Origin of the sequence: Stappia sp. BW2 (assembly GCF_008107695.1) — a bacterium.
Classification (GTDB): Bacteria; Pseudomonadota; Alphaproteobacteria; order Rhizobiales; family Stappiaceae; genus Roseibium.
In genome coordinates, this window is the sequence record NZ_VIRG01000066.1 from 87,701 (window position 1) to 112,078 (window position 24,378).

The window sequence follows — 24,378 nt, forward strand, 5'->3', positions numbered from 1 at the left end:
CGATGACTTTTCCTGTTTTTCTGAGAACAGAGACTTGGGCCAAAAAGGGCAGACTGTTGGCTGCGGCAAGCGTATGTGCCATTGCAGCAACCCTTTGTCATGGGTACTCAACACCTGCAGCCGCGCAGGACCCGACAAGCAACCTAGCCGGGAACCTTGATCCCGATGCGGAATTGCTGCTCGAATCCAGCGAGATCACCTACGATTTTGACCGCGACCTCATTGTCGCGAATGGCGATGTGCAGGTCTATTACGACGGCAGCACCGTCCAGGCCCAACAGATCGTGTTCGACCGAAAGAGCCAGCAGCTCAAAGCGTCGGGCAACGTGATCTTCATTGAAGCGGACGGTAATGTTCTGCGTACGGAAGAGATGGTCCTTTCAGAGGACTTCTCGGAAGGCTTTGCGCGCGCCTTGCAGATCGATACAACGCGGCGCACGCGCTTCCTGGCCGAGCAGGCCCGGCGCGAAGGCAACAATATAACGACCATCGAAAACGGCGTTTACACGGTTTACACGAAACCGACCAATCCGCCGGACAAACCGCCTCTCTGGCGCGTACGAGCCGAAAAGATCATCCACAATCAGCAGGAAAAGATCATCCGGTTCGAAAACGCAGCCTTCGAGGTTTATGGTAAGCCGATTGCGTATCTGCCGTTTCTTTCGATGCCGGACCCTTCCGTGACGCGAAAGTCTGGCTTCCTGATGCCGAGCGGTATTATTTCCGACAAACTCGGTTACGGCGTCAGCGTTCCCTATTATTGGGCTCTCAGCCCTTATTACGACGTCACCACGATCCTGACACCGCTGACGAAACAGGGCTTGTTCGGTGATGTCGAATACCGGCACCGGTTCGCGGCAGGCGAAGTCAGCGTGTCCGCAGCGGGCCTTTACCAGGCACAACCGGACCTTTTCACCACTGATCGCGCGGATGATCGCTGGCGCGGTGCAGTCAACTCTACGGCCAGCTTCAGTATCGCGCGTGACTGGACCTTGGGCTGGAACCTGACGTACAAGAGCGACCGTCAGTTCTTCGAGGACTACTCGTTCACTAGTTTCGGCGGCAACGGTGATACTTCGACAGTTTATTTAGAGGGTAGGACAAATCGCAACGCACTCAGTGCAAAAGCCATCGCCTATCAGATCTCTCAGGAGGACTACACGGACAGCCAGTTCAATGCCAACGGCTTCTCTCCAGTCGGCAGTTCCTTGCAGGACAAGCAGCCCCTCGTTCTGCCAGTCGTCGATTATGACTATGTGTTCGCAGACCCGATCCTTGCCGGGGAACTCTCGCTGACGGCCAACTTCACTTCGTTGACACGAGATGAAACGGACGCGTTTTCCATCGATGGTGGATCAACAGCGAAATTCCGTGGCGTTGACGGCACCTTCTCGCGCGTATCCCTGAAGGGCAACTGGCGCCGGACGTTTATCGATCCGCTCGGCCAGTCCTTCACGCCATTTGCCTACATGCGCGGCGATCTGTTCTTTTTGGCCTCCCCCGATTCCGACGTGACCGCCTTGTCCGGCGAAAGCTTTGTCGGTCGTGCGATGCCAGCGATCGGTCTGGAATACCGCTATCCTTTCATTGCGACATTTGACGGCGGCAATCAGATTCTCGAACCCGTGGCCCAGATTGTCGCGCGCCCGAACGAGCAGCGCATCGGCGAACTGCCGAACGACGACGCACAGAGCATCGTCTTCGACACGACAACCCTGTTCGATTATGACAAATTCTCCGGCTTCGACCGCGCCGAAGGCGGCACGCGTCTGAACGTCGGCCTGAACTACAAGCTGCAGCTGGATAGCGGCTACTATGTGAGCGGCCTGTTCGGTCGGTCCTATCAGCTTGCCGGTGACAACTCCTATGCCATTCCGGACATTCTCGGTGCGACAGAGGACTCCGGTCTGGAAACCACCTTGTCCGATTACGTCGGCAGCCTTTATCTGGACACGCAATACGGCATCAAGGTCGGTGCCCAGGCCCGGCTCGACAAGGAAGATTTCTCCGTAAACCGGCTACAGGCGCAGGCCAGCGGCATCTACGGTCCGGTGGTGTCTTCGCTTGCCTATGCGTTCCTGAACGCACAGCCGGATGTCGGTATTGATGATCCGCGCGAGGAACTGCTTGGGTCCGCAAGTCTTCGTCTGGAAGAAAACTGGCGCATTTTCGGGTCCATGCGGTACGATCTGCAAAACAGCAACATCGTGCAGGACGGTCTTGGTGTCGGGTATGACGACGAAGGCTTTTCCCTGTCAGTTACTTATGCAGAGGACCGGAGCCGCAACGATGGCGATGAAGTCAACCGGACGCTCTATTTCCGCATCGGTTTGAGGACCATCGGCACGACCCAGGTTTCCAGCGGCGCGCTCAACTAATCTTGATCGCCGGGTACAGGCCATCATGCCGCCACGAAATAACGCATGATGCGCGGAACCTTTGAAATTTCGGGCATGATATGCGAAACATCATGCCACAAAACAACAAACTTCGGTTTGGCCTCAAGCCAGCACGGATGGTTATTAAATGCGACTTCGTATCGTTCCGGTTATCTTTGGACTAGCTTTGATGCTGGCAGCACCGCTGGCCACCCCTTCCTATGCTGCGATAAAAATCATCGTCAACGATGTGCCGATTACGGACTACGATATTAGCCAGCGCGCCCGGCTGATAACGCTGACCCAGCGCAAGTCAGCTTCGATAGCAAAGAAGCAGGCCGAAGAGGAACTGGTCGATGATCAGGTCAAGCTTGCCGAAGCCGAACGTGTCGGCGTAGACATCAGCAAGTCGCAAGTTGACAACGCCTTCAACAACATTGCCCGAAATGTGAAAATGTCGCCGGCACAGTTGTCCAAGGCGCTCCGCAGCGGCGGCGTCAAGCCGGACACCTTGAAGGATCGCCTGAAGGCGCAGCTTGCCTGGAACCAGGTTCTGCGGTCACGCTTCAGCGGCCAGATTGAAGTCAATGAGTCCGATGTAATCGCAGCCTTGAAGAAGACCGATGAAGAAGACCGTCAAAAATCCGTCGAATATGACCTGAAGAGGGTCATCGTCGTCGTGCCGAAGAACTCCTCCGGCGGTTTCAAGTCGAAGCGCAAGAACGAAAGCAACAAGATCCGGGCAGCCTTCAACGGATGCGATGATTCCGGTGCCATTCTCGGAAAGTACAGTGAAGTGGTCGTCCAGCCGATTGGACGCAGGCTGGAAACGGAGCTGCCGGAAAACATGCGGGCTGAAATCGAAAAGATGACGCCCGGCAAGTTGACCAAACCAACCGCCACGCCGGTCGGCTACGAGATGATCGCCGTTTGCGGAAAGCGTGAAATCGCTTCGGACATTGCCGTGCGCACGGAACTTGAAAACGAGCTGCGGCAAAAGGAAGGTGAAAGCCAGTCCCGGCGCTATCTCATGGAAGTTCGTCGCCGCGCCACCATCATCTATCGCTGATCCGGCATGCGCTCCAACCAAAAGCCGATTGCTGTCAGCATGGGAGAACCTACCGGGATTGGTCCTGATCTGGCTCTGATCGCCTGGGCCAATCGCAAGGCACTTGGATTGCCGCCGTTCTACATTCGCGGCGATGCATCCCTACTGCAGGACCGAGCCAAAAGAATAGGTCTGAATGCACGGCTCAAGATGGTGGCTCAGGACGAAGCTGCCACAGCTTTCGCAAAAGCGCTTCCCGTCGTGCAGACAGGGCCGGCTCTCTCTGACCAGCCAGGTGTGGAAGCGCCGGAAACGGCAGCTTCTGTCGTAGCCGCGATTGAAGGATGTGTCGAAGACATCAAGTCGGGCCTTGCCTGTGCGGTTGTCACCAATCCAATCAACAAGGCAGCGCTCTACCGAACCGGCTTCGCTTTTCCAGGCCATACGGAGTATCTGGGTGCTCTGGCCAAAAAGCACTGGCCCGGAGAACCGGCAAAACCCGTGATGATGATTGCCGGACCGGAGCTGATGGTCGTTCCTGTCACCATCCATATCCCACTTCGCGATGTTCCCACCGCGATCACGACAAACCTGATCGTTGAAACCGCGGCAACCACCGCGAACGATCTCAGAACTCGATTTGGTTATGCCTCTCCCCGGCTTGCGATCTGCGGTCTGAACCCTCACGCTGGCGAGAACGGCTCGATTGGAACCGAAGACCGCGACGTCATCGAGCCTGCCATTGCACGCCTGAAGGAACTCGGCATCGAAGCCAGCGGCCCGCATTCCGCTGACACCTTGTTTCACCCGCCTGCCCGGCAGCAGTATGATTGTGTGCTTGGAATGTATCATGACCAGGTGCTGATACCGGCGAAGACCATCGGCTTCGACGATAGCGTCAATGTGACCCTTGGCCTGCCTTTCGTCCGTACCTCCCCTGATCACGGCACGGCCTATGATCTTGCGGGAAGCGGAACAGCCCGGATTGACAGTTTCGCGGCTTCGTTGCGAATGGCAGATGTGCTTGCCAATCCCGAACGTTTCTAGGGCGGCGCCGGATAAAATGGCACAGATAGACGATCTGCCTCCGTTGCGCGATGTCATCGCCGAGCATGGCCTAAATGCCAAGAAATCGCTCGGACAGAACTTCCTGCTTGATCTCAATCTCACTTCGCGCATTGCACGGTCCGCCGGCAGCCTGGAAGATTGCACCGTGCTGGAAGTCGGACCTGGCCCAGGCGGCCTGACCCGCGCCTTGCTGGCGGCCGGAGCAAAAAGCGTGATTGCGATCGAAAAGGACAGCCGCTGCCTGCCGGCACTCGCGGAGATCTCTGCGCATTACCCGGGCCGATTGGACGTCATTGAGGGTGACGCGCTTGAAATCGACCCCGTGGCGCTGACAGGTGGTGACAAAGTCCGTATCGCGGCCAACTTGCCTTACAACGTCGGCACCCAGTTACTCGTCAACTGGATCACGACACCCGATTGGCCACCGTTCTGGTCGTCTCTGACACTGATGTTCCAGAAGGAAGTTGGCGAACGGATCAGTGCACCACCAGGGTCCAAGGCTTATGGCAGGCTTGCCGTGCTGGCAGGATGGCGTTGCAAGGGAGGCATCCTGTTCGATATCAGCCCCAAGGCCTTCACACCGCCCCCCAAGGTGACGTCGGCAGTGGTGCATCTGGAACCAAACGCCTCGCCGCTGCCCTGTGACCTGAAAGCCCTCGAAAAGATCACCGCTGCCGCATTCGGCCAAAGGCGCAAGATGCTGCGGGCAAGCCTGAAGTCACTTTCTGTGGACGCTGAAGAGCTTGTTACAAAAGCCGGCTTGAAACCGACAGCACGCGCAGAAGAGATCGACATTGCAGGCTTTGTGGACCTAGCAAACACGTTCCGGGCTGCTCAGGCAGTTTGACAAAGCGCTGATTGAAGGCTCTTGCGGTTTGCTTTGCGTTTCCCCTTCGAGCATTCAAACCACAGGGATCACACTCGAAGAGATTGGCAAATCCAGGCGGGTTTGGTCCGAACAAGCCCCACGACCAAACATGGCAGAGCCTAAACGACCACTCACGAAAGTCTGTCCAAACGACCGGTGTTTCTGAAAGTCGTGACCTGAACGAAAAGAGATGACCGGCGGAGGCTTTGGGCAACTCGGTCGCTTTCGAAATCGAGACGCACCCGGGCTAATGGCCCCGGCTCTGTCTCCGTCCCGCACCTAATTCTCGAACTTGCCCTTCACGAAGGTATCAAGCGGTCAGGACTTTTCAGCCAGTTCCGTTTCGAGATCGTCGACCATTCCCTGGATGAGCGGCCCAATCTTGGGCGAGCGAAACTGTTTCAGTCTCTCTGCCCTCAGGATTGCGCGCACATTCTCATAGGCGCGCTCCAGATCATCGTTGACGACAACATAGTCGTATTTTGACCAGTGCCGCATTTCTCCGACGGCGGTCTTCATGCGCTTGAGGATAACACTGTCCTCATCTTCGGCACGCCGCTTCAAACGCGACTTCATTTCCGCAATGGACGGCGGCAGGATGAAAATGGAGACTACGTCGTCACGCATCTTCTCATAGAGCTGGAAGGTGCCCTGGATATCGATATCGAACAGAATGTCCTTGCCGTTCTCGATGGCGTTTTCAACCGGTCCACGCGGCGTGGCGTAGTAGTTGCCATGGACCTCGGCCCACTCCAGCAGTTCGTCATGCTCACGCATCTGTTCGAACCGGCCGGCATCGATAAAGCGATAGTGAACGCCATCGACTTCGCTGGACCGGCGCTGACGCGTCGTCACGGAAATGGAAAGGGCAAGATTGTCTTCATTCTGAAGCAAGAGACGCGCGATGGTCGATTTTCCAGCCCCGGACGGCGACGACAGCACCAGCATCAGGCCTCGGCGCTGTTGCTCGGCCTGTTCCGCACTGACAATGGTTCCCGATGAGGTCCCGGCAGGTGCGTCGGTCATGTGGCTCACTCCAGATTTTGTATCTGCTCACGCATTTGATCGATAACGGACTTCAAGTCCAGTCCAATGGCGGTCAGATCCACATCGTTGGACTTTGAACACAAAGTATTGGCTTCACGGTTAAATTCCTGAGCCAGAAAGTCCAGGCGCCGGCCAATTGCCCCGCCGGTGTCCATCAGCTCACGCACGGCCGCCACATGAGCATGCAGCCGGTCCAGCTCTTCACGGATGTCTGCCTTGGTTGCCAGAAAAACCGCTTCCTGATGCAGGCGCTGCGCATCCAGTTGTCCGTCCGCGGCATCCATCAGCTCGGAAAGCTGTCGCTTCAGCCGCGCCTTGATGGCCTCCGGTTTGCGCGCCGGGAGCTCTTCGGCGGCCTGGGTCAGTTCCGCGATCCTGTCGATCTGATCTCGCACCACCTTGCCGATGGCCTGCCCTTCGCTGTGGCGCATGTCGACGAGGTCGATCAGCGCCGCATCCAGTGTCGTCAGCAAGGTGTTATGAAGCGCTGCCTGAACGTCTTCGTCGTCTTCGGGTTCCTGAAGCTCGAAGACGCCTTTCTGCGCGAGAATGGCGTCAAGCGTCGGCGGAGCAAGATCCGGCACGCGATTTTTGAGAAGATCGATAGTCGCCAGAACGGCTTCCAGCGCTTTTTCATTGACCTGAAGCTGCTGCTCGGACTGGTCCCGCTGCATGGAGAGACCGATGGAGACATTGCCGCGCCGCAACAGCTTGCCGCAGCGCTCGCGTATCTTCGGCTCAAGCGCCTCCAGCCCTGTCGGGATCCGGATGCGAAGGTCAAGCGACTTGCCGTTGACAGACCTCAGTTCCCAGGTCCAGCGCACGGCTCCGGATTCACCCAAAGCCCGTGCAAAGCCCGTCATGCTGGCAAGTGCCATGTATGCCCCTTTGCGAAAGTGCCGCCTTCCTGCCCACCGCATTGGCGGGCCTCCGGTCAATTGGATGTGGCCGGCTGCGTTTCCTGATTCTGCTCCGCCTCACGGCGTTCTCGTTCCACCTTACGCCACTTGCGGACGTTTGCCTGATGCTGTTCGTATGTCTCGGAAAAGACGTGTCCGCCAGTTCCGTCCGCCACGAAGTAGAGATCCTTGGTGCGCGACGGATTGGCAACCGCTTCCATGGCCGCCCGACCGGGGTTACCGATTGGTCCCGGTGGCAGGCCGTCGATCTGATAGGTGTTGTACTTGTTTTCCGACTTCAACTCGGATTGCTTGATCGCCGAGCGATCCTTGAGCCATGCCTCCCCGCCATAAAGACCGTAGAGGATCGTCGGGTCCGATTGCAGGCGCATGTTCTTGTTGAGGCGATTGACGAAGACACCGGCCACACGTGGGCGCTCATCTGCAAGGGCCGTTTCCTTTTCCACAATGGAGGCCAGGATGACCAGCTCTTCCGGCGTTTTCACCGGTAGTCCTTCGGTGCGGCGATCCCAGACTTCGGCCAGCAGCTTGGACTGTGCTGCCTTCATCTGGTTCAGAACATCCTGGCGGGAGGCGCCACGCGCGAACGTATAGGTTTCGGGAAGCAAGGCCCCTTCAGCCGGCACTTCGGTGATCTCGCCAACAAGCACGGGATGCTCGCGCACACGATCGATGATCTGGGCAGTTGTCCAGCCTTCCGGGATCGTTACCGAATGGGTGACCGCATTGCCTTCCACCAGATCGGTCATGACCTCTTGCATGGAAACACCTGGCTTAAAGGCGTATTCCCCGGCTTTCAGTTTGGTGGCGTTCTTGTAGAAGCGGATGCCCAGATTGAAGATCCACTCGTCCAGGAGGCTGTCATTGATGACCCCCTGCCCTGAAAGCCTGTCGGTGATGCCGGAAAGACCTGCGCCCGAGGAAATCACGACAGTGGCCTCCTTCTGCAGCGGGCCCTTTGCCTCGAACGTCTGTTGACCGAAATAAAGCGCGCCCCCGAATGCGGCAAGGCCGAACACGGTCAAGGTGATGACCATGTTGATCAGAATGACAAAGGGGTTGCGTACGTGCCGAGAGCGTTGCGGAGGCGCAGGCGCCGGTTCGGGCTGCAAAGCTTCACGCGGGCTTTTGGGCTTAATGCGCATATTGGGTCGCACCTCCAAGATTGAGCCCCCGAATCCCTGACCTAGGCTCAAACGGACCAGTTGTCACAATCAAAGTTTCAGGGCGGTCCGCGAGAATCGGACCGGCCTGAATAATTTGAATGGGTTATGCGGCAACTTTGCGGAAGACAAGCGAGGCATTTGTGCCACCGAAGCCGAACGAGTTCGAAAGGGCGACATTGATTTCCAGCTTCTTCGGCTTGTGCGGCACCAAGTCGATGACCGTCTCGACCGACGGGTTATCGAGATTGATCGTAGGTGGAGCCATGCTGTCACGAATGGCCAGGACGGAGAAAATGGCCTCAACCGCGCCCGCAGCCCCCAGAAGGTGACCGATGGAAGACTTGGTCGACGACATCGTCAGGCCCGCAGCATGCTCCCCGGCAAGACGGGTTACAGCGCCGAGCTCGATTTCGTCACCAAGGGGCGTCGATGTTCCGTGCGCATTCACATAATCGATGTCGGCCGGCGTAACGTCAGCGCGCTTCAACGCAGCTGCCATGCAACGGTAGGCGCCATCACCGTCGGAGGACGGAGCGGTAATGTGATAGGCGTCGCCGGACAGACCGTATCCGATGATCTCACCGTAGATTTTCGCCCCACGGCGGACCGCGTGTTCGTATTCTTCGAGCACGACAACACCGGCGCCCTCACCCATCACAAAACCGTCGCGTGCGACGTCGTATGGACGAGATCCTTTTTCCGGGCTGTCGTTGAAACCCGTGGACAAAGCGCGGCAGGCTGCAAAGCCCGCAAGCGCAAGACGGCAAAGCGGGGATTCCGTTCCGCCGGCAACCATGACATCCGCATCACCAAAGGCAATCAGCCGGGAAGCGTCGCCAATGGCGTGCGCACCGGTGGAACACGCAGTCACAACCGCGTGGTTCGGGCCCTTCAGGCTGTGGCGGATAGAGACATACCCGCCGGCAAGATTGATCAGGCGGCCAGGAATGAAAAACGGAGAAATGCGACGCGGGCCTTTTTCAGCCAGCAGATGAGCCCCCTGCTCAATGCCCTGAAGACCACCAATACCGGAGCCGATCAGGACGCCCGAGCGGGCCTGTTGTTCGTAAGTCTCGGCCTTGTAGCCGGAATCTGCCATTGCCTGATCGGCAGCGGCCATCGCGTAGACGATGAAATCGTCGACCTTGCGCTGTTCCTTGACGTCCATCCAGTCATCCGGATTGAACGCGCCTTCTTCGGAGGAGTCACGCGGGATCTGACATGCGATCTGGCAGGCCAGATCGTCAACTTTGAAATTCGTGACCTTGTTGGCCCCGCTCTTTCCTTCGAGGATCTTTTTCCAAGTGACATCGACACCACAGCCAAGCGGCGTCACCATGCCCAACCCAGTTACGACAACTCGCCTCATACACCCGCACTTACGTTGGAAGGGCCTGGCGGGGCTAGTCCCCGCCGGCCCGATCTTCAAACATTCACAAGAAGGGCGTTGCCCTTACTTGTTGGCTTCCAGGAATTTGACAGCGTCGCCAACGGTCAGGATGGTTTCTGCTGCGGTATCCGGAATTTCAACGCCGAATTCTTCTTCGAAGGCCATGACCAGCTCGACGGTGTCAAGGCTGTCTGCGCCCAGGTCGTCGATGAAGCTCGCGCCTTCAACAACTTTGTCCGCATCAACGCCGAGGTGCTCAACGACGATTTTCTTTACCCGATCCGCGATATCGCTCATCTTTCACTTCCTTAGTTTTCATCTATTCGTCACTCGCGAAACTGCCCCCATCCGGTTTGCAAACAAGCGGTGGCGTGAACTCGCGGTATATAAGACGTCACCGCATATTCAGGACGGTTCATTTGACCCAAATATGCAATTCGAAACAATCGGCGGGTTGGTAACACACTTTGTTGACCTTTACCAGCCGATCCAGACCGCTTCACAGCGACCCGGATTCTTTTTGCCTGCTCGGCAAAAATTCCTTTTAAATCATAGCCATGCCGCCATTGACGTGCAGGGTTTGCCCGGTCACGTAAGCGGCTTCTTCACTGGCCAGATAGACGGCGGCAGCAGCAATCTCGGCGGAAGTGCCCAAACGCCCTGCAGGCACGCTCGTCAAAATCGATTCTTTTTGCTTGTCGTTCAGCGCATCGGTCATTGCCGTTTCGATGAAACCGGGGGCAATCGTATTGACCGTGATGTTCCGGCTGGCCACTTCCCGCGCCAGCGACTTGTACATGCCGATCATGCCGGCCTTGGCTGCCGCGTAGTTCACCTGCCCCGGATTTCCCGTCACGCCGACCACGGACGTGATACCGACGATGCGGCCGGAACGGCGCTTCATCATGCCCTTGATCGCGGCACGGCACAGACGGAAGCCGGACGACAGGTTCACTTCCAGAACCTGATCCCACTCTTCGTCTTTCATGCGCATAAAAATGTTGTCGCGCGTGATCCCGGCGTTGTTCACGAGAATGTCGACGGAGCCCATTTTCTCTTCGGCTGCCGGCAACAGGGCATCGACCGCCGCGCGGTCAGACAGATTTGCCGGGGTTACAAAGGCGCGTTCCCCCAGATCGGCAGCAAGCGCTTCCAGCTTTTCAGCCCGTGTGCCGGACAAGGAGACGGTCGCGCCCTGTGCGTGGAGTGATCGGGCGATTGCTTCGCCGATCCCGCCGGTTGCACCGGTGACAAGCGCGTTTTTCCCTTCCAAGCTGAACATTTGGAATCCTTCCATTGTTTCTGTTAGGCCCACGAGGACCAGATCGACGTCCCCGCCGATATACCTCTTATCCGGAGATCTTTTCCAGAAGAGCGTCGATATCTTCCGGAGAGTTGACCGCCATGCCGGTTGCTTCCCTGGCAATACGCTTGACCATGCCGGTCAGAACCTTGCCGGTCCCGATCTCGACAAAGGTATCGACGCCGTTTTCGGCAAGCCAGGTGATGCTTTCACGCCAGCGCACAGTCCCTGTCACCTGCTGGACAAGGCGGTCGCGAATTTCGTTCGCGTCGGTGATCGGACGTGCCAGCACGTTCGCGACCAGCGGAACCGCCGGAGACCGGATTTCCGCATTCGCCAGTGCCTCGGCCATTTTCTCGGCAGCCGGGCCCATCAAGGCGCAATGGAACGGTGCGCTGACCGGCAGCATCACCGCACGGCGCGCGCCCTTGGCCTTGGCGATCTCGACAGCGCGCTCGACGGCGGCCAGATGACCGGAAACAACGACTTGTCCCGGTGCGTTGTCGTTTGCAGCCTGGCAGACTTCTCCCTGCGCGGCAGCTTCCGCCACTTCGACCGCAACATCGAAATCCAGACCAAGGAGTGCTGCCATTGCCCCCTGCCCGACCGGCACTGCATTCTGCATGGCCTCGCCGCGCACCCGCAGCAGCTTCGCTGCAGTGGCAATGTCCAGACTACCGGCGGCGGCCAGCGCCGAATATTCACCCAGCGAATGCCCCGCAACAAAGGAAACACTACCGGCGAGATCGAGACCACGGGCCTCCAGAACGCGCATGGCCGCAAGACTGACGGCCATCAAAGCCGGCTGTGCATTCGCAGTCAGCGTCAGCGTTTCTTCCGGGCCGGTCCACATGACATCGGACAGCTTCTGACCAAGCGCCTCATCGACTTCATCGAACACAGCCTTCGCTTCGGGAAAAGCGTCCGCAAGGGCTTTGCCCATTCCAACGCCCTGACTGCCCTGGCCGGGAAATGTGAATGCAATGGTCATCTGGAAACGCCTCCGTGACTCGTGAGCGGACCTTGTTCTTTTTATAGCGACAGGTCGACGGCTTAATAGAAAGCGGGGAAGACAGCCCATGCAGGCTGAAATCAAACTTGGCGCGAGGCTATGATACGGTCTTGCCCGAGCTGTCAAGGCCCGAAGGCCTATCATTTCCCGTTTTCAGGCGGTTTTGCCGGTTTTCCTCTGTCCTCATTATCCTGGAAATGCCCGGCAACCCGTTGGGCCTTGGTGTGCTTGCGAAGCCGATCCTCCCATTACCCGCTTCACAAACATGCTATATATAGACAGCCGGGCGATCTTCCAAATTGAAAGCCCTCGTGCTGCTGTTCGCTTTTCGGTACGTTCTGCCGGATGCTGCTTGCATTTTCCATAAAACACGTTATAGAGCGCGCTTCATCCGGGGTTTGGCCGGGGGCTGAACGGAAGGGCATGATGCCAGGATCTTTGATCGGATCCGACTTCCCGTGTTCCCGCTCTCGTTAGAATTCTCGTGCCTTTCCGGGGCTACGAGGAGGCTCTGCGCCGACCCCGCGTTGTCAACACGAAGAAAGGCTATTTCCATGCCTCTTTACGAGCACGTATTCCTGGCTCGCCAGGACGTTTCGGCCCAGCAGGTCGAGCAACTCGTCGAACAGTACAAGGGCCTGATCGAAGGCGCTGGTGGTACTATCGGCAAGGTGGAAAACTGGGGTCTGCGTTCCCTCGCATACCGTATCAAGAAGAACCGCAAGGCTCACTACACCCTCATGAACATCAACGCTCCGCACGCCGCGGTTGCCGAGATGGAGCGTCAGATGGGCCTGAGCGAAGACGTTCTGCGTTTCATGACCTTCAAGGTCGATGAACTGGACGAAGAACCGTCTGCAATGATGCAGAAGCGTGACCGTGACGACCGCCGTGGTGGCGATCGTGGTGGCCGCTTTGGTGGTGGCGACCGCGGTGGACGCGGTGGTGACCGTGGCGAGCGCGCTCCGCGCCGCGCAGAAGGGGAGTAAGATTGATGGTTGATATTGCACAGCTCCCGAGCCGCCGTCCGTTCTTCCGCCGTCGGAAGACCTGCCCGTTCTCCGGTTCCAACGCACCGAAGATCGATTACAAGGACATCCGTCTGCTGCAGCGCTACATTTCCGAGCGTGGCAAGATTGTCCCGAGCCGCATCACCGCGGTTTCCGCGAAAAAGCAGCGTGAACTGGCCCGTGCGATCAAGCGCGCCCGCCTGCTCGGCCTGCTGCCGTTCGTGATCAGCTAAGCGTTTCTCAAGTAGCTTGAGACGTCTCTTCCGGGTCAGCCCGGAAGACCCGAATTGGGGCCGCGGGCAAACGGCCTCTAACCACCCGCACCGGGTGGGACAGTAGGAGAAATGACATGCAAATTATCCTTCTTGAGCGCATTGCCAAGCTCGGCCAGATGGGCGACACCGTTCGCGTTCGCGACGGTTATGCTCGTAACTTCCTTCTGCCGCAGGGCAAGGCGCTGCGCGCCAACAAGTCCAACCTCGAGCGTTTCGAACGCGAGCGCGTTCAGCTCGAAGCTCGTAACCTTGAGCGCAAGAACGAAGCTGAAGGCGTTGCCTCCAAGCTCGACGGCGAATCCCTGGTGATGATCCGTTCCGCTGGCGAAACCGGTCAGCTTTACGGTTCCGTTTCCACACGCGATATCGCTGAAGGCCTCACCAAGGCAGGCTTCTCCGTTTCCCGCAGCCAGGTTGAACTGCGCAACCCGATCAAGACGATCGGCCTGCACAGCGTTCTGATTCAGCTGCACCCGGAAGTCGAAGTCACCGTCAGCGTGAACGTCGCCCGTTCTGAAGACGAAGCCGCCCGTCAGGCAGCTGGTGAGGATCTCTCCACGCCGGAACTGGACGTCTTCGAATTCGAAGAAGATGAAGAAGCAGAAGACGCCGAAGAAGGTGCAGAAGCTTCTGAAGAAGAGGTGGAAGAAGAAGCCTAAGCGCTTTCCTTCCCCTGTTGACCTTGAAAAACGGCGCCGATTTCGGCGCCGTTTTTTTGTTTGCCGGCAACTTTATTTGAAGACCGCGAACAGCGCCTCATGCTGGCTTTTCAGATTCTAGCCCAAGGCCTTGAAACTTCTCGAAAATTCATTAACCGCTTATTAACCCCTGTAAAAATATCATAAAATTCAACAACTAAGACCTAGTGCCTTGAGTCTGCAATCGAGTTCAGAGTCAAGCTGGATTCGATTCTTTCCCCGCTGATTTGCCCAAGCCGGAGAGAATCGAAAACACCTTTTTTTGTTCCTTGAGCCCTCCCCCGTCAAAGAGTATTCCCAATGCAACTGGGTCAACGGGGGACGATATGAAGGGCACGCTGCAGAAGGTCGAAACGGAAGAAGACATCCAGCGCTTGGCACCACACAATGCCGAGGCGGAGCGTCAGCTTCTGGGGGCGATTCTCGTCAACAACGAGACGTTCTACCGAGTCTCCGATTTTCTGGAACCGCATCATTTTTTCGTTCCGGCCCACCAGGACATCTACGAGAAGATCAGCCATCTGATCCGCGCCGGTAAAACCGCGTCGCCCATCACACTCAAGACCTTCTATCCGGCCAACGCGAAGATTGCGGACCTGTCCGCGACCCAGTTTCTTCTGCGCCTGGCAGGCGATGCCGCATCGATCATCAACGCCGAAGATTATGGCCGGACCATTTATGACCTGGCCATCCGGCGCAACCTGATCCGCATCGGCGAGGACATGGTCAACATCGCATTCGATGCCCCGATCGACGTGCCGCCGACCCAGCAGATCGACGATGCCGAACGGCGCCTGTTTGAGCTGGCTGAGACCGGTCGCAGCGAAGGCGGGTTTGTCGCTTTCGGCGACGCGCTGACCGAAACCATCGAAATGGCGCATGCCGCCTACAACCGTGAAGGCGCGCTGTCCGGCATTTCCACAGGACTTCGGGAGCTCGACCGGCTGATGGGTGGTCTGCAGCATTCGGATCTGATCGTGCTTGCTGGTCGTCCCGCCATGGGCAAGACCTCGCTGGCGACCAACATTGCCTACAACATTGCCCAGTCTTACAAGGCCGAGGAACAGCCCGACGGCTCGATCAAGACGGTCAACGGCGGCGTCGTCGGCTTTTTCTCGCTGGAAATGTCCGCCGAGCAGCTAGCCACCCGTATCATTTCCGAACAGGCGGAAATCTCGTCGTCCAAAATCCGGCGCGGCGATATTACAGAGGCCGAATTCGAGAAACTGGCCGCCTGCGCGCAGACCATGCAGGCCGTCCCGCTGCATGTGGACCAGACCGGTGGTATTTCCATCGCCTCGCTGGTGGCCAAGGCGCGCCGCCTCAAACGTCAGCGCGGTCTCGACCTGCTCGTGGTCGACTATATCCAGCTCCTGTCTGGCTCGAACAAGAACTCCGGCAACCGTGTTCAGGAAATCACCGAAATCACCACGGGCCTGAAAGCACTCGCCAAGGAACTGCATGTTCCGATCATCGCCCTGTCACAGCTTTCCCGTCAGGTGGAATCGCGCGACGACAAACGGCCGATGATGTCGGACCTGCGTGAATCGGGCTCCATCGAGCAGGACGCCGACGTGATCCTGTTCGTGTTCCGCGAAGAATATTATCTGTCCAAAACCGAACCGGAGTTCGGATCGGTAGAGCATGAAAACTGGCAACGGGACATGGAGCGGCTTAAAGGTAAGGCGGAAGTCATCATCGCCAAGCAGCGTCACGGCCCGACCGGCACTGCCAACCTTCACTTCGAAGGCCAGTACACCCGCTTTTCCGATCTCGCGGAAGAAGACCACCTGCCCGAGCGCTACGAATAGTTTGGCGGCAAGCGTCCGCTACAGGGCCGTCTGCGCAAGGCGACCCACGCCTTGGCAGGTGGCCAGAGCACCAGCGACATCTTCCGCTTGCGGACGTTCGCAACCCGGCGCGTTTGCTTTTTATTAAGCCACTGTTAAAACTCCTCACTTACTTTAGGTAGAAAGAATTTCGCTCAAAATGCCTTTCAGGTGACCGCATCTTGATTTCGTTGGCACAAAAGCTCCTAGAGGAAGCTCGCATCTTTCCTCGGAAAAGATGCAAGTGGCCTGGTCTCCTGAAGCAGGATGCGTTTCATCGCCCCTGTGTGGTGGAAGACATCAGCGTTGGCGGTTGCCGCATTGCCACCAACACCAAGGGGCTGGAGCCGCATCAACGCATCACCATTGAAATCGAAAGCCGCAAGCTGCGCTTCTATGGCGAAGTACGCTGGGTCCGGTCCGGCGAAGCGGGCATCGAATTTCTGTATATGGATTGAGCCCAGCGTCCGGCTGGCACACCGGCACAATTGCGAAAAACACTGAACAGCGCTTCATTTGGTCACGCATTCAACGGTTTGCCCGTTGGTGCAATTATCTCGCAATGCGGTAAGCTCCCGCTCGAATTTCAGACATTGATTCTGACTGGAGAGATATCCGGACCGTGCCTGCGACTTGTGACCAAACCTTTCCGCCCGCCCTTTATGGCGGCCGCCTGACGATCGACCTTGATGCAATCGTTTCGAACTGGTCTTTGCTGAAGGACAAGGTGGGCGACAGCACTGACTGCGCCGCCGTTCTGAAAGCTGATGCCTATGGAACAGGTCAGGGGAAAACCGGTGCCGCGCTTTATGAGGCGGGATGCAGAACATTCTTCGTCGCGGTGCCGACCGAAGCCCTCACGCTGCGCGCGAGCCTTCCCGGCGCTGTCATCTATGTGCTGGATGGGCTGTTACCAGGCACGGCTGAGCATTTCCTGAAGCACGATATCCGCCCCGTCCTCGGCAGCCTTGAAGAACTTGTGGAATGGTCGGAGATCTGCAAGGCAGCGGGCAAGAGTTTTCCCGCCGCAGTGCATGTCAACACAGGCATCCACCGGCTTGGCCTGTCGCCGGATGAGTTTATCCAGGCTCTGGGAGACAAGGCCGTGCTGGGACCGTTCCAGCCGTCGCTGGTGATGAGCCATCTTGCCTGTGGCTCGAACCCTGAGCACGAGATGAACCGGCGCCAGCTCAAGCTGTTCACGGAAACCACCGCTCCCTTCCCCCAGATTCCACGCTCACTGGCAAATTCCGCCGGGGTGCTGCTCGGACCGGAGTACCACTTTGAGGTTGTTCGTCCCGGGATTGGGCTTTACGGCGGACTGGCCATTGAAACAGAGCCCAACCCCATGAAGCCGGTGGCCAAGGTGGAGGCCCGGATCATGATGGTACGCGACGTACCGCAGGGCGACACCATTGGCTATGGCGCCAAGCAAACCGCGACACGTCCCTTGCGCAACGCCGTCGTCGCGGCCGGATACGCAGATGGCATGATCCGGCGGGCGGGCTCCACGGATGACCGGCCAGGTGGCTTCGGGTTGATCGGCGGGTACAAGGCGCCGATTCTTGGCCGGATCTCCATGGACATGATCACCCTTGACGTTACGGACGTGCCGGACCATCTGCTTCAGCGCGGAGCGTTTGTGGAAATGCTGGGGCCGGGTGTTGCAGCTTCCGATCTTGCCGCTTATGCCGAAACCATCGATTACGAATATCTGACAAGCCTCGGCCGACGGTTTGAGCGCATCTACGCGCCCCTGAGCTGAGCCGAGAGCGAAAGGCGAATTTTTTATGGCACGGCGCTCCACTTCCTTCGTCTGCCAGTCCTGCGGCGCCGTGACCGCCAAATGGGTTGGCCGCTGCGAAAGCTGTGGTGAATGGAACACCATCGTTGAGGAGCAGACCGGTGGCGGCGTCGGGGGCGGCCCAGGCCGGGCTTCGCGCTCCAAGGGCCGCGTCATACCGCTTGTGGGCCTGTCCGGCGAAGCGAAGGAAGCCCCACGCATTGAGACCAAGGTGCCGGAACTCGACCGGGTGACCGGTGGCGGTTTCGTTCGCGGGTCCGCATTGCTCGTCGGTGGTGACCCGGGTATCGGCAAATCCACGCTGCTTATTCAGGCGGCGGCCCAACTGGCCAACCTCGGGCACAAGACCGTTTATATCTCCGGCGAAGAAGCCATTGGCCAGGTGCGGCTTCGCGCCGAACGGCTGGGACTTGCCCAGGCCCCGGTCTCGCTGGCGGCGGAAACCAGCGTAGAGGACATTCTGGCGACGCTGGAATCCGACACGGCACCCGCCCTCCTGATCCTCGATTCAGTCCAGACCCTGTGGACAGATCAAGTGGAATCCCCTCCCGGCACCGTTACGCAGGTGCGGGCATCGGCCCAGGCCATGGTGCGTTATGCCAAGAAGAATGGCACCACCCTTGTTCTTGTCGGGCATGTGACCAAGGACGGCCAGATTGCCGGTCCTCGTGTGGTCGAACATATGGTCGACGCGGTGCTCTATTTCGAGGGCGATGGCGCGCATCAGTACCGTATCCTGCGTTCAGTCAAGAACCGCTTCGGCGCAACCGATGAAATCGGCGTCTTCGAGATGACCGGCAAGGGCCTCCAGGAAGTGCCAAATCCTTCCGCCCTGTTCCTGGGAGACAGAAATACCACCGCTCCCGGGGCGGCGGTCTTTGCCGGGCTGGAAGGTTCCCGCCCGCTTCTGATCGAGATCCAGGCGCTGGTGGCGCAGTCTTCGCTCGGAACACCCCGCAGGGCCGTGATCGGCTGGGACAGTGCCCGCCTTTCCATGATCCTGGCGGTGCTCGAAGCACGCTGCGGCGTCCGTTTTTCGCAACACGATGTCTATCTGAATGTCGCCGGTGGGCTCAAGATCAACGAGCCCGGAGCCGATCTTGCCGTTGCTGCAGCCTTAATCTCCTCACTTAGCGGACTTGCCCTTCCGGCCAATTGCGTCTATTTCGGCGAAGTCAGCCTGTCAGGGGCCATCCGGCCGGTCGCCCAGGCCCCTTCCAGGCTGAAAGAAGCAGAGAAACTCGGCTTCGACCAGGCCTATTGCCCGGAAGGCAATCTAAAGGATGGCACCGTGTCTTCGTTCAGGACGACAGGAGTGCCGGAACTTGGGGACTTTGTTGCCAAACTTTCGGCGGAGGCTAGTGCTAAGGGGCAGACCTGACACAAGATGGTGACGGGTTTGGGCGAAAGGTTTAAGCTCTCGAAAGAGCGCCATACAGAGGATTTTTCAGGAACATGCCGATAACGCTGCTGGACGGACTGCTCTTGGTCATCATGTTCATTTCGGCGGTCCTTGCGATGATCCGCGGATTTGTCAGAGAAGTTCTTTCCATCGTTTCCTGGGTGGCAGCGGCAGCTGCGGCATTCCTGCTCTATGAGCGGGTTCTTCCTTACACCAAGCAGTATATTGACCACGATCTGGTTGCCATGGGCGTATCTGCCGCGGCGGTCTTTCTGGTCACGCTGCTTGTTGTCAGCTATATCACCATGCGGATTTCCGATTTCGTGCTCGACAGCCGGATCGGCGCGCTCGACCGGACCCTCGGGTTCGTTTTCGGAGCGGTGCGTGGATTGCTGCTGGTCGTCGTGGCGATGATGTTCTTCAACTGGTTCGTCCAGCCGGATCAGCAGCCGAATTGGGTCAAGACCGCCAAGTCGCGTCCGATCCTGCTGTCCATCGGCGAACGGTTGGTGGCCATACTGCCGGAAGACCCGGAGAAGGCGATCCTGGACAAGATCCGGCAGAACAATCAGGCCGGAGGGGGAGCAACCCCGGCAGAGGAGCCGGCGTACAGCGATTCAGAACGTCAGGGACTTGAACAACTGACGACGGACAGCAACTAACAGAACTTGGTTACAATCCCGGGATAATAACCGAGACTGGGCAGTATCGTGCACCGACTGACGGTGTGACGTTGAATGAGGCATCCCGCGCCCTGATATGTGCGGGACGATGTACCATTTGCAAAGCGGTCGATAATTCGTCCATCGTCGTGACGGTGACAGACCGTTGACCGCAAGACCAGGCCGGTCCTCCCACCGGCCAGAACGAAGGAGTGTTCGCCATGGCTGGCGGAACCGACGTGCAGGAACCATTCGACATCAACGCAGATACCTTGCGCGAAGAATGCGGAGTTTTTGGCATTCTGGGTCATGAGGATGCCAGCACGCTAACCGCGCTCGGGCTTCATGCGCTCCAGCATCGCGGACAGGAAGCAGCGGGGATCGTGACCGTCGACAACGAGCAGTTCCGCGCGGAACGTCATCTTGGCCTCGTGGGCGATCATTTCTCAGATGCCGATACGATCGAACGACTGAGCGGCATGGCCGCCGTTGGCCACGTTCGGTACTCAACGACCGGCGAGACCATCCTGAGAAACGTGCAGCCGCTGTTCGCCGAGCTGGACGGTGGCGGTATCGCCGTGTGCCACAACGGCAACTTCACCAATGCTCTCACGCTCCGCCGCCAGTTGATCCGTGATGGCGCGATCTGTCAGTCGACCTCCGATTCCGAAGTGGTCCTGCAGCTCGTTGCCCGCTCGCGCAAGGGCAAGATCGTCGATCGTTTCATCGATGCGATCACCCAGATGGAAGGCGCCTACTCGCTGGTTGCGCTGACCTCGAAGAAACTGATCGGTGCACGCGACCCGCTCGGCATTCGCCCGCTGGTTCTGGGCGACCTGAACGGCGCGCCGATCCTGGCGTCCGAGACCTGCGCGCTCGACATCATCGGTGCGAAGTTCATCCGCGAAGTGGAAAACGGCGAAGTCATAGTCTGCACCACGACAGGCATTGAATCCTTCTTCCCGTTCGGCAAGCGTCCTGCCCGGCCCTGCATCTTCGAATATATCTACTTCTCCCGTCCCGACAGCGTCGTCGGCGGTCGCAGCGTCTATGATGTTCGCCGTGAAATGGGCCGCCAGCTTGCGCGCGAATCCAATGTCGAAGCGGACGTGATCGTTCCGGTTCCAGACAGCGGCGTCCCGGCCGCTATCGGCTTCAGCCAGGAAAGCGGTGTGCCGTTCGAACTCGGTATCATCCGCAACCATTATGTCGGCCGCACGTTCATCGAACCGACCCAGCAGATCCGGGCGCTCGGCGTGAAGATGAAACACTCCGCCAACCGGGCCCAGATCGAGGGCAAGCGTGTGGTGCTGGTGGATGACAGCCTGGTGCGCGGCACCACGTCAGTCAAAATCGTGCAGATGATCCGCGATGCAGGTGCCAAGGAAGTTCACTTCCGCCTCGCCAGCCCGCCGATCAAGTACTCCGACTATTACGGTATCGATACGCCGGTCCGCGAGAAGCTTCTGGCCGCGAAATACGGCCTTGAGGAAATGCGCGCCTATATCGGAGCCGATAGCCTGGCGTTCCTGTCCGTGGACGGCATCTACAAGGCCATGGGATACGAAGGCCGTGACGCTGCCAATCCGCAGTTCACGGACCATTGCTTCACCGGCGATTATCCGACGCCGCTGACCGATCTTTCCGAAGATCAGGACTTCGTCAGCGCACCGCGTCTGGTCGAGGTCGGCTAAAGCACTCAAAACCCTTTGGACCTCATGAATTAATGCCTTCCGGCGGTACCGCCGGAAGGCAAATTGATCTAAGAGATCACGCATGATCAAAGACTTTGAAGGCCGGCTCGCACTCGTGACCGGCGCCTCCCGCGGAATTGGCTATCAGATTGCAAAGCAGCTCGGCGAACGTGGAGCGCATGTTATTGCGCTTGCCCGGACCGTCGGCGGTCTGGAAGAGCTTGATGACGAGATTCGCTCTGCGGGCGGGGAAACCACACTCGTTCCGCTGGACCTGACCGATTTCGACGCGCTCGACCGGCTCGGTGCCGCGATCTACGAGCGTTGGAAGAAGCTCGATATCTTTGTCGCCAATGCGGGCATGCTGGGGGTGCTGTCGCCCATCGGCCATATCAGCCCCAAGGACTTCGAGAAAGTGACGGCGGTGAATGTCGTCGCCAACTGGCGGCTGATCCGGTCTCTGGACCCGCTTCTGCGCCAGTCTGACGCTGGCCGTGCGCTGTTCCTGTCTTCCGTCCACGCAAGCACCTGCACACCTTTCTGGGGTCTTCAGTCCATCAGCAAGGCTTCCGTTGAAGCCATGGCGAGGACCTGGGCGAAGGAAAGCCTGCAGACGAAGATGAAGATCAACATTGCCGACCCCGGCCCGACCCGGACAGGCCTGCGGGCCAAGGCAATGCCGGGAGAGCTCGCCACCAACCTCGCCACGCCCGAGGAAGTCGCGGCGGATCTTCTGCCTCTCTTGATGCCCGACGTTCTGGAAACCGGCAGCCTTTACGACCGCGTCAGCGGAGAATGGGCTCCCACCGACTGAGGCCTGCCACCCCGCAGGCTTCCGGTACCGGTTGCAATCCCTCTGGTTTGTCTCTACGCCCTTCCGGATCGATGATCGGAAGGGAAACTCGCCATGCGCTCCGATATCAGCGTTATCGCCTGGGATTTCGACGGTGTTCTCAACCGCAACATTGTCGGCGGGCGCTTTGTCTGGGCAGATAAGCTGGAAGACGATCTCGGTATCGCACTAGATGCATTCGAGCGCGGAGTCTTCGATGCTTCCTTCGCTGACGTCATCTCCGGCAAACAGGACATAAAATGCCACCTGCAGGACTGGCTTGACCGGTCCGGTTATCATGCCTTGGATGCAGGTGCCGTACTTGACTACTGGTTCGCCAAGGATGACCTGAAGGACCCGTTCACATGCGGCTTGCTTCGACGCCTGACGGCGCAAGGCTTGGTTCAGGTCATTGCGACCAACAATGAAGAACGGCGGGCAAACTACATTGAACACCAGGCCGGCTTCGGGGCACTCGTCAGCCAGGTTTTCTCCTCCGGCCGCATCAAGTCAGCCAAGCCGGAACCTTCTTTCTTTGCCCATGTCAGCAACGCTCTCATGGTTGCCCCGTCGGAGATCCTGTTGATTGACGACAGCGCGACAAACGTGCGCACGGCGAAAGCGCTCGGCTGGAAAGGATTTCATTTCACCGACGACACCCGGGCGGAGCTTGTCTCTTTTCTTGGCCTCTGACAGCATGCAGGGCGCGCAGCAGATGTCGGCGCATAGGAGCCAGGAAAATGAAACTCGGTGCGTTCTCGGTCAGTCTGGCCGTCAAGGATCTTGAAAAATCAAAGGCGTTTTACGAAGGCCTCGGCTTCGTGGATGTCGGCGTTTCAGACGCGGACAACTGGACCGTCCTGAAGAACGGAGACACCATTATCGGGCTGTTTCAGGGCATGTTCGACAAGAACATCCTCACCTTCAATCCCGGCTGGGACCAGGATGCCAGGACGCTTGAAGATTTTCAGGATGTGCGGGACATACAAAAAGCGCTGAAAGCGAAGGGATACACTTTCGTATCCGAGGCCAACGAGGCAGGCAGTGGCCGGGCCAGCTTCATGCTGGTCGACCCGGACGGAAACCCGGTTCTTGTCGACCAGCATGTCTGAGGCTGTTTAGGCAGCTTCGAAGGGGGCAAAGGAACTTTCGGCGATTTCCTTCAGATCGGCAAAGACGCCCGGAGCCCCAACAACGACACGCGCGCCGTGATAGAGGGACTGGTGTACGTCCTGTTCCAGAACTTCACCGCCGGCTTCCTTGGTGATCAGCATGCCTGCAAGGCAATCCCAGGCGTTCATGTGGGACTCCACATAGCCGATGAGACGTCCGGAGGCCGCATAGGCGAGCATCAGACCACCCGAGGCATTGCGGAAGAACACTCCACCCTTGGAGACCAGGGCACCGACAACGTTGACCGCGTCGGTGACAGCGGTTCGGCCGTTGAAGCCAACGCCGACCGAACCATGCGAGAGGCTTTCGCTGTCGGACGCCCGGATCGGTTTGCCATTGAGGAACGCACCGTGACCGGCGGCTGCCTTAAAGGTTTCCCTGGACACCGGATCGTGGATCACACCGACAATCACCTGTCCCTGATGAACGCAGGAGATGATGACGCACCACTGCGGAATACCGGCAACGAAGTTTGCCGTGCCATCGATCGGGTCGGTGACCCAGGTATAGCCTGAGGAGCCCTCTTCCATGCCATGCTCTTCGCCCAGAATGCCGTCGTCCGGATAGCTTTTTGCAAGCTCCTGCCGGATGAGCGTTTCCACGTTGCGGTCGGCTTCCGACACAAGGTCCTGATGGCCCTTCTGCGTAACCGTGAGCGTGTCCAGCTTGCGGAAATAATCGAGACCGAGCTCACCAGCCTTTTCGGCAAGCGCGACGGCGAATTCCAGCCGGTCGATGGACATGGTTCAAACTCCCTTTAAGTGTCGATAGCGGCGGCAAGCAGCGTTTCCGCCAGGAA

General features: G+C 58.4%; 24 protein-coding genes. 16 read left to right on the plus strand and 8 right to left on the minus strand.

Features of this window, described 5'->3' with window-relative positions; all coding sequences use genetic code 11:
- Window positions 1-2: 2 nt before the first annotated feature.
- From FMN63_RS11910 to rsmA, 4 genes are all read left to right on the plus strand, one after another.
- Window positions 3-2,378, plus strand: coding sequence for an LPS-assembly protein LptD (locus FMN63_RS11910; RefSeq protein ID WP_209001091.1), 2,376 nt, complete (start codon window positions 3-5; stop codon window positions 2,376-2,378).
- A 148-nt stretch (window positions 2,379-2,526) separates the two neighbouring features.
- Window positions 2,527-3,447: a peptidylprolyl isomerase gene (locus tag FMN63_RS11915; RefSeq protein ID WP_148584197.1), complete on the plus strand. Its 921-nt coding sequence runs from the start codon at window positions 2,527-2,529 to the stop codon at window positions 3,445-3,447.
- Between the two features lie 6 nt (window positions 3,448-3,453).
- A complete protein-coding gene (gene pdxA / locus FMN63_RS11920; RefSeq protein ID WP_148584198.1) occupies window positions 3,454-4,473 on the plus strand; it encodes a 4-hydroxythreonine-4-phosphate dehydrogenase PdxA in 1,020 nt (339 codons plus the stop codon).
- Window positions 4,474-4,489: 16 nt separating this feature from the next.
- Window positions 4,490-5,341, plus strand: a complete 852-nt coding sequence (gene rsmA, locus FMN63_RS11925) for a 16S rRNA (adenine(1518)-N(6)/adenine(1519)-N(6))-dimethyltransferase RsmA (protein WP_148584199.1) — start codon at window positions 4,490-4,492, stop codon at window positions 5,339-5,341.
- A 339-nt stretch (window positions 5,342-5,680) separates the two neighbouring features.
- On the opposite strand, the gene gmk is transcribed toward rsmA, so the two are convergent.
- From gmk to fabD, 7 genes are all read right to left on the minus strand, one after another.
- Window positions 5,681-6,388 carry a guanylate kinase gene (gene gmk, locus FMN63_RS11930; protein WP_148584200.1) on the minus strand — a complete coding sequence of 236 codons (708 nt, stop codon included), beginning with the start codon at window positions 6,386-6,388 and terminating at the stop codon, window positions 5,681-5,683.
- Window positions 6,389-6,393: 5 nt separating this feature from the next.
- Window positions 6,394-7,287, minus strand: a complete 894-nt coding sequence (locus tag FMN63_RS11935) for a YicC/YloC family endoribonuclease (protein WP_148584201.1) — start codon at window positions 7,285-7,287, stop codon at window positions 6,394-6,396.
- Window positions 7,288-7,343: 56 nt separating this feature from the next.
- Window positions 7,344-8,474, minus strand: a complete 1,131-nt coding sequence (mltG, locus tag FMN63_RS11940; RefSeq protein ID WP_148584202.1) for an endolytic transglycosylase MltG — start codon at window positions 8,472-8,474, stop codon at window positions 7,344-7,346.
- A gap of 124 nt (window positions 8,475-8,598) precedes the next feature.
- On the minus strand, window positions 8,599-9,864 hold the full coding sequence (gene fabF / locus FMN63_RS11945; protein ID WP_148584203.1) for a beta-ketoacyl-ACP synthase II: 1,266 nt from the start codon (window positions 9,862-9,864) through the stop codon (window positions 8,599-8,601).
- Window positions 9,865-9,948: 84 nt separating this feature from the next.
- A complete protein-coding gene (locus FMN63_RS11950; protein ID WP_006931822.1) occupies window positions 9,949-10,182 on the minus strand; it encodes an acyl carrier protein in 234 nt (77 codons plus the stop codon).
- A gap of 247 nt (window positions 10,183-10,429) precedes the next feature.
- Window positions 10,430-11,167 (minus strand): 3-oxoacyl-[acyl-carrier-protein] reductase, encoded by a 738-nt coding sequence (gene fabG, locus FMN63_RS11955; RefSeq protein WP_148584204.1) that lies wholly within the window; start codon window positions 11,165-11,167, stop codon window positions 10,430-10,432.
- A 67-nt stretch (window positions 11,168-11,234) separates the two neighbouring features.
- Entirely contained in the window at window positions 11,235-12,179 is a 945-nt protein-coding gene (gene fabD / locus FMN63_RS11960) for an ACP S-malonyltransferase (protein ID WP_148584205.1), read from the minus strand.
- A gap of 575 nt (window positions 12,180-12,754) precedes the next feature.
- Here fabD and rpsF point away from each other — a divergent pair.
- The 12 genes from rpsF to FMN63_RS12020 all read left to right on the plus strand — a co-directional run bounded on the left by rpsF (window position 12,755) and on the right by FMN63_RS12020 (window position 23,518).
- Complete coding sequence (gene rpsF / locus FMN63_RS11965) at window positions 12,755-13,189, plus strand: 30S ribosomal protein S6 (RefSeq protein WP_148584206.1); 435 nt, start codon at window positions 12,755-12,757, stop codon at window positions 13,187-13,189.
- 5 nt (window positions 13,190-13,194) lie between these two features.
- The gene (gene rpsR, locus FMN63_RS11970; protein WP_029066450.1) at window positions 13,195-13,443 is read left to right on the plus strand and encodes a 30S ribosomal protein S18; all 249 of its coding nucleotides are present in this window, start codon (window positions 13,195-13,197) and stop codon (window positions 13,441-13,443) included.
- A 116-nt stretch (window positions 13,444-13,559) separates the two neighbouring features.
- Window positions 13,560-14,144, plus strand: a complete 585-nt coding sequence (rplI, locus tag FMN63_RS11975) for a 50S ribosomal protein L9 (RefSeq protein ID WP_148584207.1) — start codon at window positions 13,560-13,562, stop codon at window positions 14,142-14,144.
- A 365-nt stretch (window positions 14,145-14,509) separates the two neighbouring features.
- Window positions 14,510-15,994 (plus strand): replicative DNA helicase, encoded by a 1,485-nt coding sequence (locus tag FMN63_RS11980; RefSeq protein WP_148584208.1) that lies wholly within the window; start codon window positions 14,510-14,512, stop codon window positions 15,992-15,994.
- Between the two features lie 209 nt (window positions 15,995-16,203).
- A complete protein-coding gene (locus FMN63_RS11985) occupies window positions 16,204-16,470 on the plus strand; it encodes a PilZ domain-containing protein (protein ID WP_286192682.1) in 267 nt (88 codons plus the stop codon).
- 164 nt (window positions 16,471-16,634) lie between these two features.
- Window positions 16,635-17,777, plus strand: coding sequence for an alanine racemase (gene alr, locus FMN63_RS11990; RefSeq protein WP_148584210.1), 1,143 nt, complete (start codon window positions 16,635-16,637; stop codon window positions 17,775-17,777).
- A gap of 25 nt (window positions 17,778-17,802) precedes the next feature.
- Window positions 17,803-19,197 carry a DNA repair protein RadA gene (radA, locus tag FMN63_RS11995; protein ID WP_148584211.1) on the plus strand — a complete coding sequence of 465 codons (1,395 nt, stop codon included), beginning with the start codon at window positions 17,803-17,805 and terminating at the stop codon, window positions 19,195-19,197.
- A gap of 74 nt (window positions 19,198-19,271) precedes the next feature.
- A complete protein-coding gene (locus FMN63_RS12000) occupies window positions 19,272-19,880 on the plus strand; it encodes a CvpA family protein (RefSeq protein WP_148584212.1) in 609 nt (202 codons plus the stop codon).
- Window positions 19,881-20,101: 221 nt separating this feature from the next.
- Window positions 20,102-21,574 carry an amidophosphoribosyltransferase gene (gene purF, locus FMN63_RS12005; protein WP_148584213.1) on the plus strand — a complete coding sequence of 491 codons (1,473 nt, stop codon included), beginning with the start codon at window positions 20,102-20,104 and terminating at the stop codon, window positions 21,572-21,574.
- A gap of 82 nt (window positions 21,575-21,656) precedes the next feature.
- Window positions 21,657-22,388, plus strand: a complete 732-nt coding sequence (locus FMN63_RS12010; RefSeq protein ID WP_148584214.1) for an SDR family NAD(P)-dependent oxidoreductase — start codon at window positions 21,657-21,659, stop codon at window positions 22,386-22,388.
- 93 nt (window positions 22,389-22,481) lie between these two features.
- Window positions 22,482-23,099, plus strand: a complete 618-nt coding sequence (locus FMN63_RS12015; protein WP_148584215.1) for an HAD family hydrolase — start codon at window positions 22,482-22,484, stop codon at window positions 23,097-23,099.
- Between the two features lie 47 nt (window positions 23,100-23,146).
- Window positions 23,147-23,518, plus strand: coding sequence for a VOC family protein (locus FMN63_RS12020; RefSeq protein ID WP_148584216.1), 372 nt, complete (start codon window positions 23,147-23,149; stop codon window positions 23,516-23,518).
- 6 nt (window positions 23,519-23,524) lie between these two features.
- On the opposite strand, the gene FMN63_RS12025 is transcribed toward FMN63_RS12020, so the two are convergent.
- On the minus strand, window positions 23,525-24,322 hold the full coding sequence (locus FMN63_RS12025) for an inositol monophosphatase family protein (RefSeq protein ID WP_148584217.1): 798 nt from the start codon (window positions 24,320-24,322) through the stop codon (window positions 23,525-23,527).
- Window positions 24,323-24,378: the final 56 nt, after the last annotated feature.

Bases quoted from the DNA above. Each gene is read 5' to 3' on its own strand.
- rpsF (WP_148584206.1), top strand. From the start codon at position 12,755: ATGCCTCTTTACGAGCACGTATTCCTGGCTCGCCAGGACGTTTCGGCC.
- purF (WP_148584213.1), top strand. From the start codon at position 20,102: ATGGCTGGCGGAACCGACGTGCAGGAACCATTCGACATCAACGCAGAT.
- FMN63_RS12025 (WP_148584217.1), bottom strand. From the start codon at position 24,322: ATGTCCATCGACCGGCTGGAATTCGCCGTCGCGCTTGCCGAAAAGGCT.
- fabG (WP_148584204.1), bottom strand. From the start codon at position 11,167: ATGTTCAGCTTGGAAGGGAAAAACGCGCTTGTCACCGGTGCAACCGGC.
- FMN63_RS12015 (WP_148584215.1), top strand. From the start codon at position 22,482: ATGCGCTCCGATATCAGCGTTATCGCCTGGGATTTCGACGGTGTTCTC.
- rpsR (WP_029066450.1), top strand. From the start codon at position 13,195: ATGGTTGATATTGCACAGCTCCCGAGCCGCCGTCCGTTCTTCCGCCGT.
- FMN63_RS12010 (WP_148584214.1), top strand. From the start codon at position 21,657: ATGATCAAAGACTTTGAAGGCCGGCTCGCACTCGTGACCGGCGCCTCC.
- FMN63_RS11910 (WP_209001091.1), top strand. From the start codon at position 3: ATGACTTTTCCTGTTTTTCTGAGAACAGAGACTTGGGCCAAAAAGGGC.
- FMN63_RS12020 (WP_148584216.1), top strand. From the start codon at position 23,147: ATGAAACTCGGTGCGTTCTCGGTCAGTCTGGCCGTCAAGGATCTTGAA.
- rplI (WP_148584207.1), top strand. From the start codon at position 13,560: ATGCAAATTATCCTTCTTGAGCGCATTGCCAAGCTCGGCCAGATGGGC.
- FMN63_RS12000 (WP_148584212.1), top strand. From the start codon at position 19,272: ATGCCGATAACGCTGCTGGACGGACTGCTCTTGGTCATCATGTTCATT.
- fabD (WP_148584205.1), bottom strand. From the start codon at position 12,179: ATGACCATTGCATTCACATTTCCCGGCCAGGGCAGTCAGGGCGTTGGA.
- FMN63_RS11950 (WP_006931822.1), bottom strand. From the start codon at position 10,182: ATGAGCGATATCGCGGATCGGGTAAAGAAAATCGTCGTTGAGCACCTC.
- mltG (WP_148584202.1), bottom strand. From the start codon at position 8,474: ATGCGCATTAAGCCCAAAAGCCCGCGTGAAGCTTTGCAGCCCGAACCG.
- radA (WP_148584211.1), top strand. From the start codon at position 17,803: ATGGCACGGCGCTCCACTTCCTTCGTCTGCCAGTCCTGCGGCGCCGTG.
- pdxA (WP_148584198.1), top strand. From the start codon at position 3,454: ATGCGCTCCAACCAAAAGCCGATTGCTGTCAGCATGGGAGAACCTACC.
- FMN63_RS11935 (WP_148584201.1), bottom strand. From the start codon at position 7,287: ATGGCACTTGCCAGCATGACGGGCTTTGCACGGGCTTTGGGTGAATCC.
- FMN63_RS11980 (WP_148584208.1), top strand. From the start codon at position 14,510: ATGAAGGGCACGCTGCAGAAGGTCGAAACGGAAGAAGACATCCAGCGC.
- gmk (WP_148584200.1), bottom strand. From the start codon at position 6,388: ATGACCGACGCACCTGCCGGGACCTCATCGGGAACCATTGTCAGTGCG.
- rsmA (WP_148584199.1), top strand. From the start codon at position 4,490: ATGGCACAGATAGACGATCTGCCTCCGTTGCGCGATGTCATCGCCGAG.
- FMN63_RS11915 (WP_148584197.1), top strand. From the start codon at position 2,527: ATGCGACTTCGTATCGTTCCGGTTATCTTTGGACTAGCTTTGATGCTG.
- fabF (WP_148584203.1), bottom strand. From the start codon at position 9,864: ATGAGGCGAGTTGTCGTAACTGGGTTGGGCATGGTGACGCCGCTTGGC.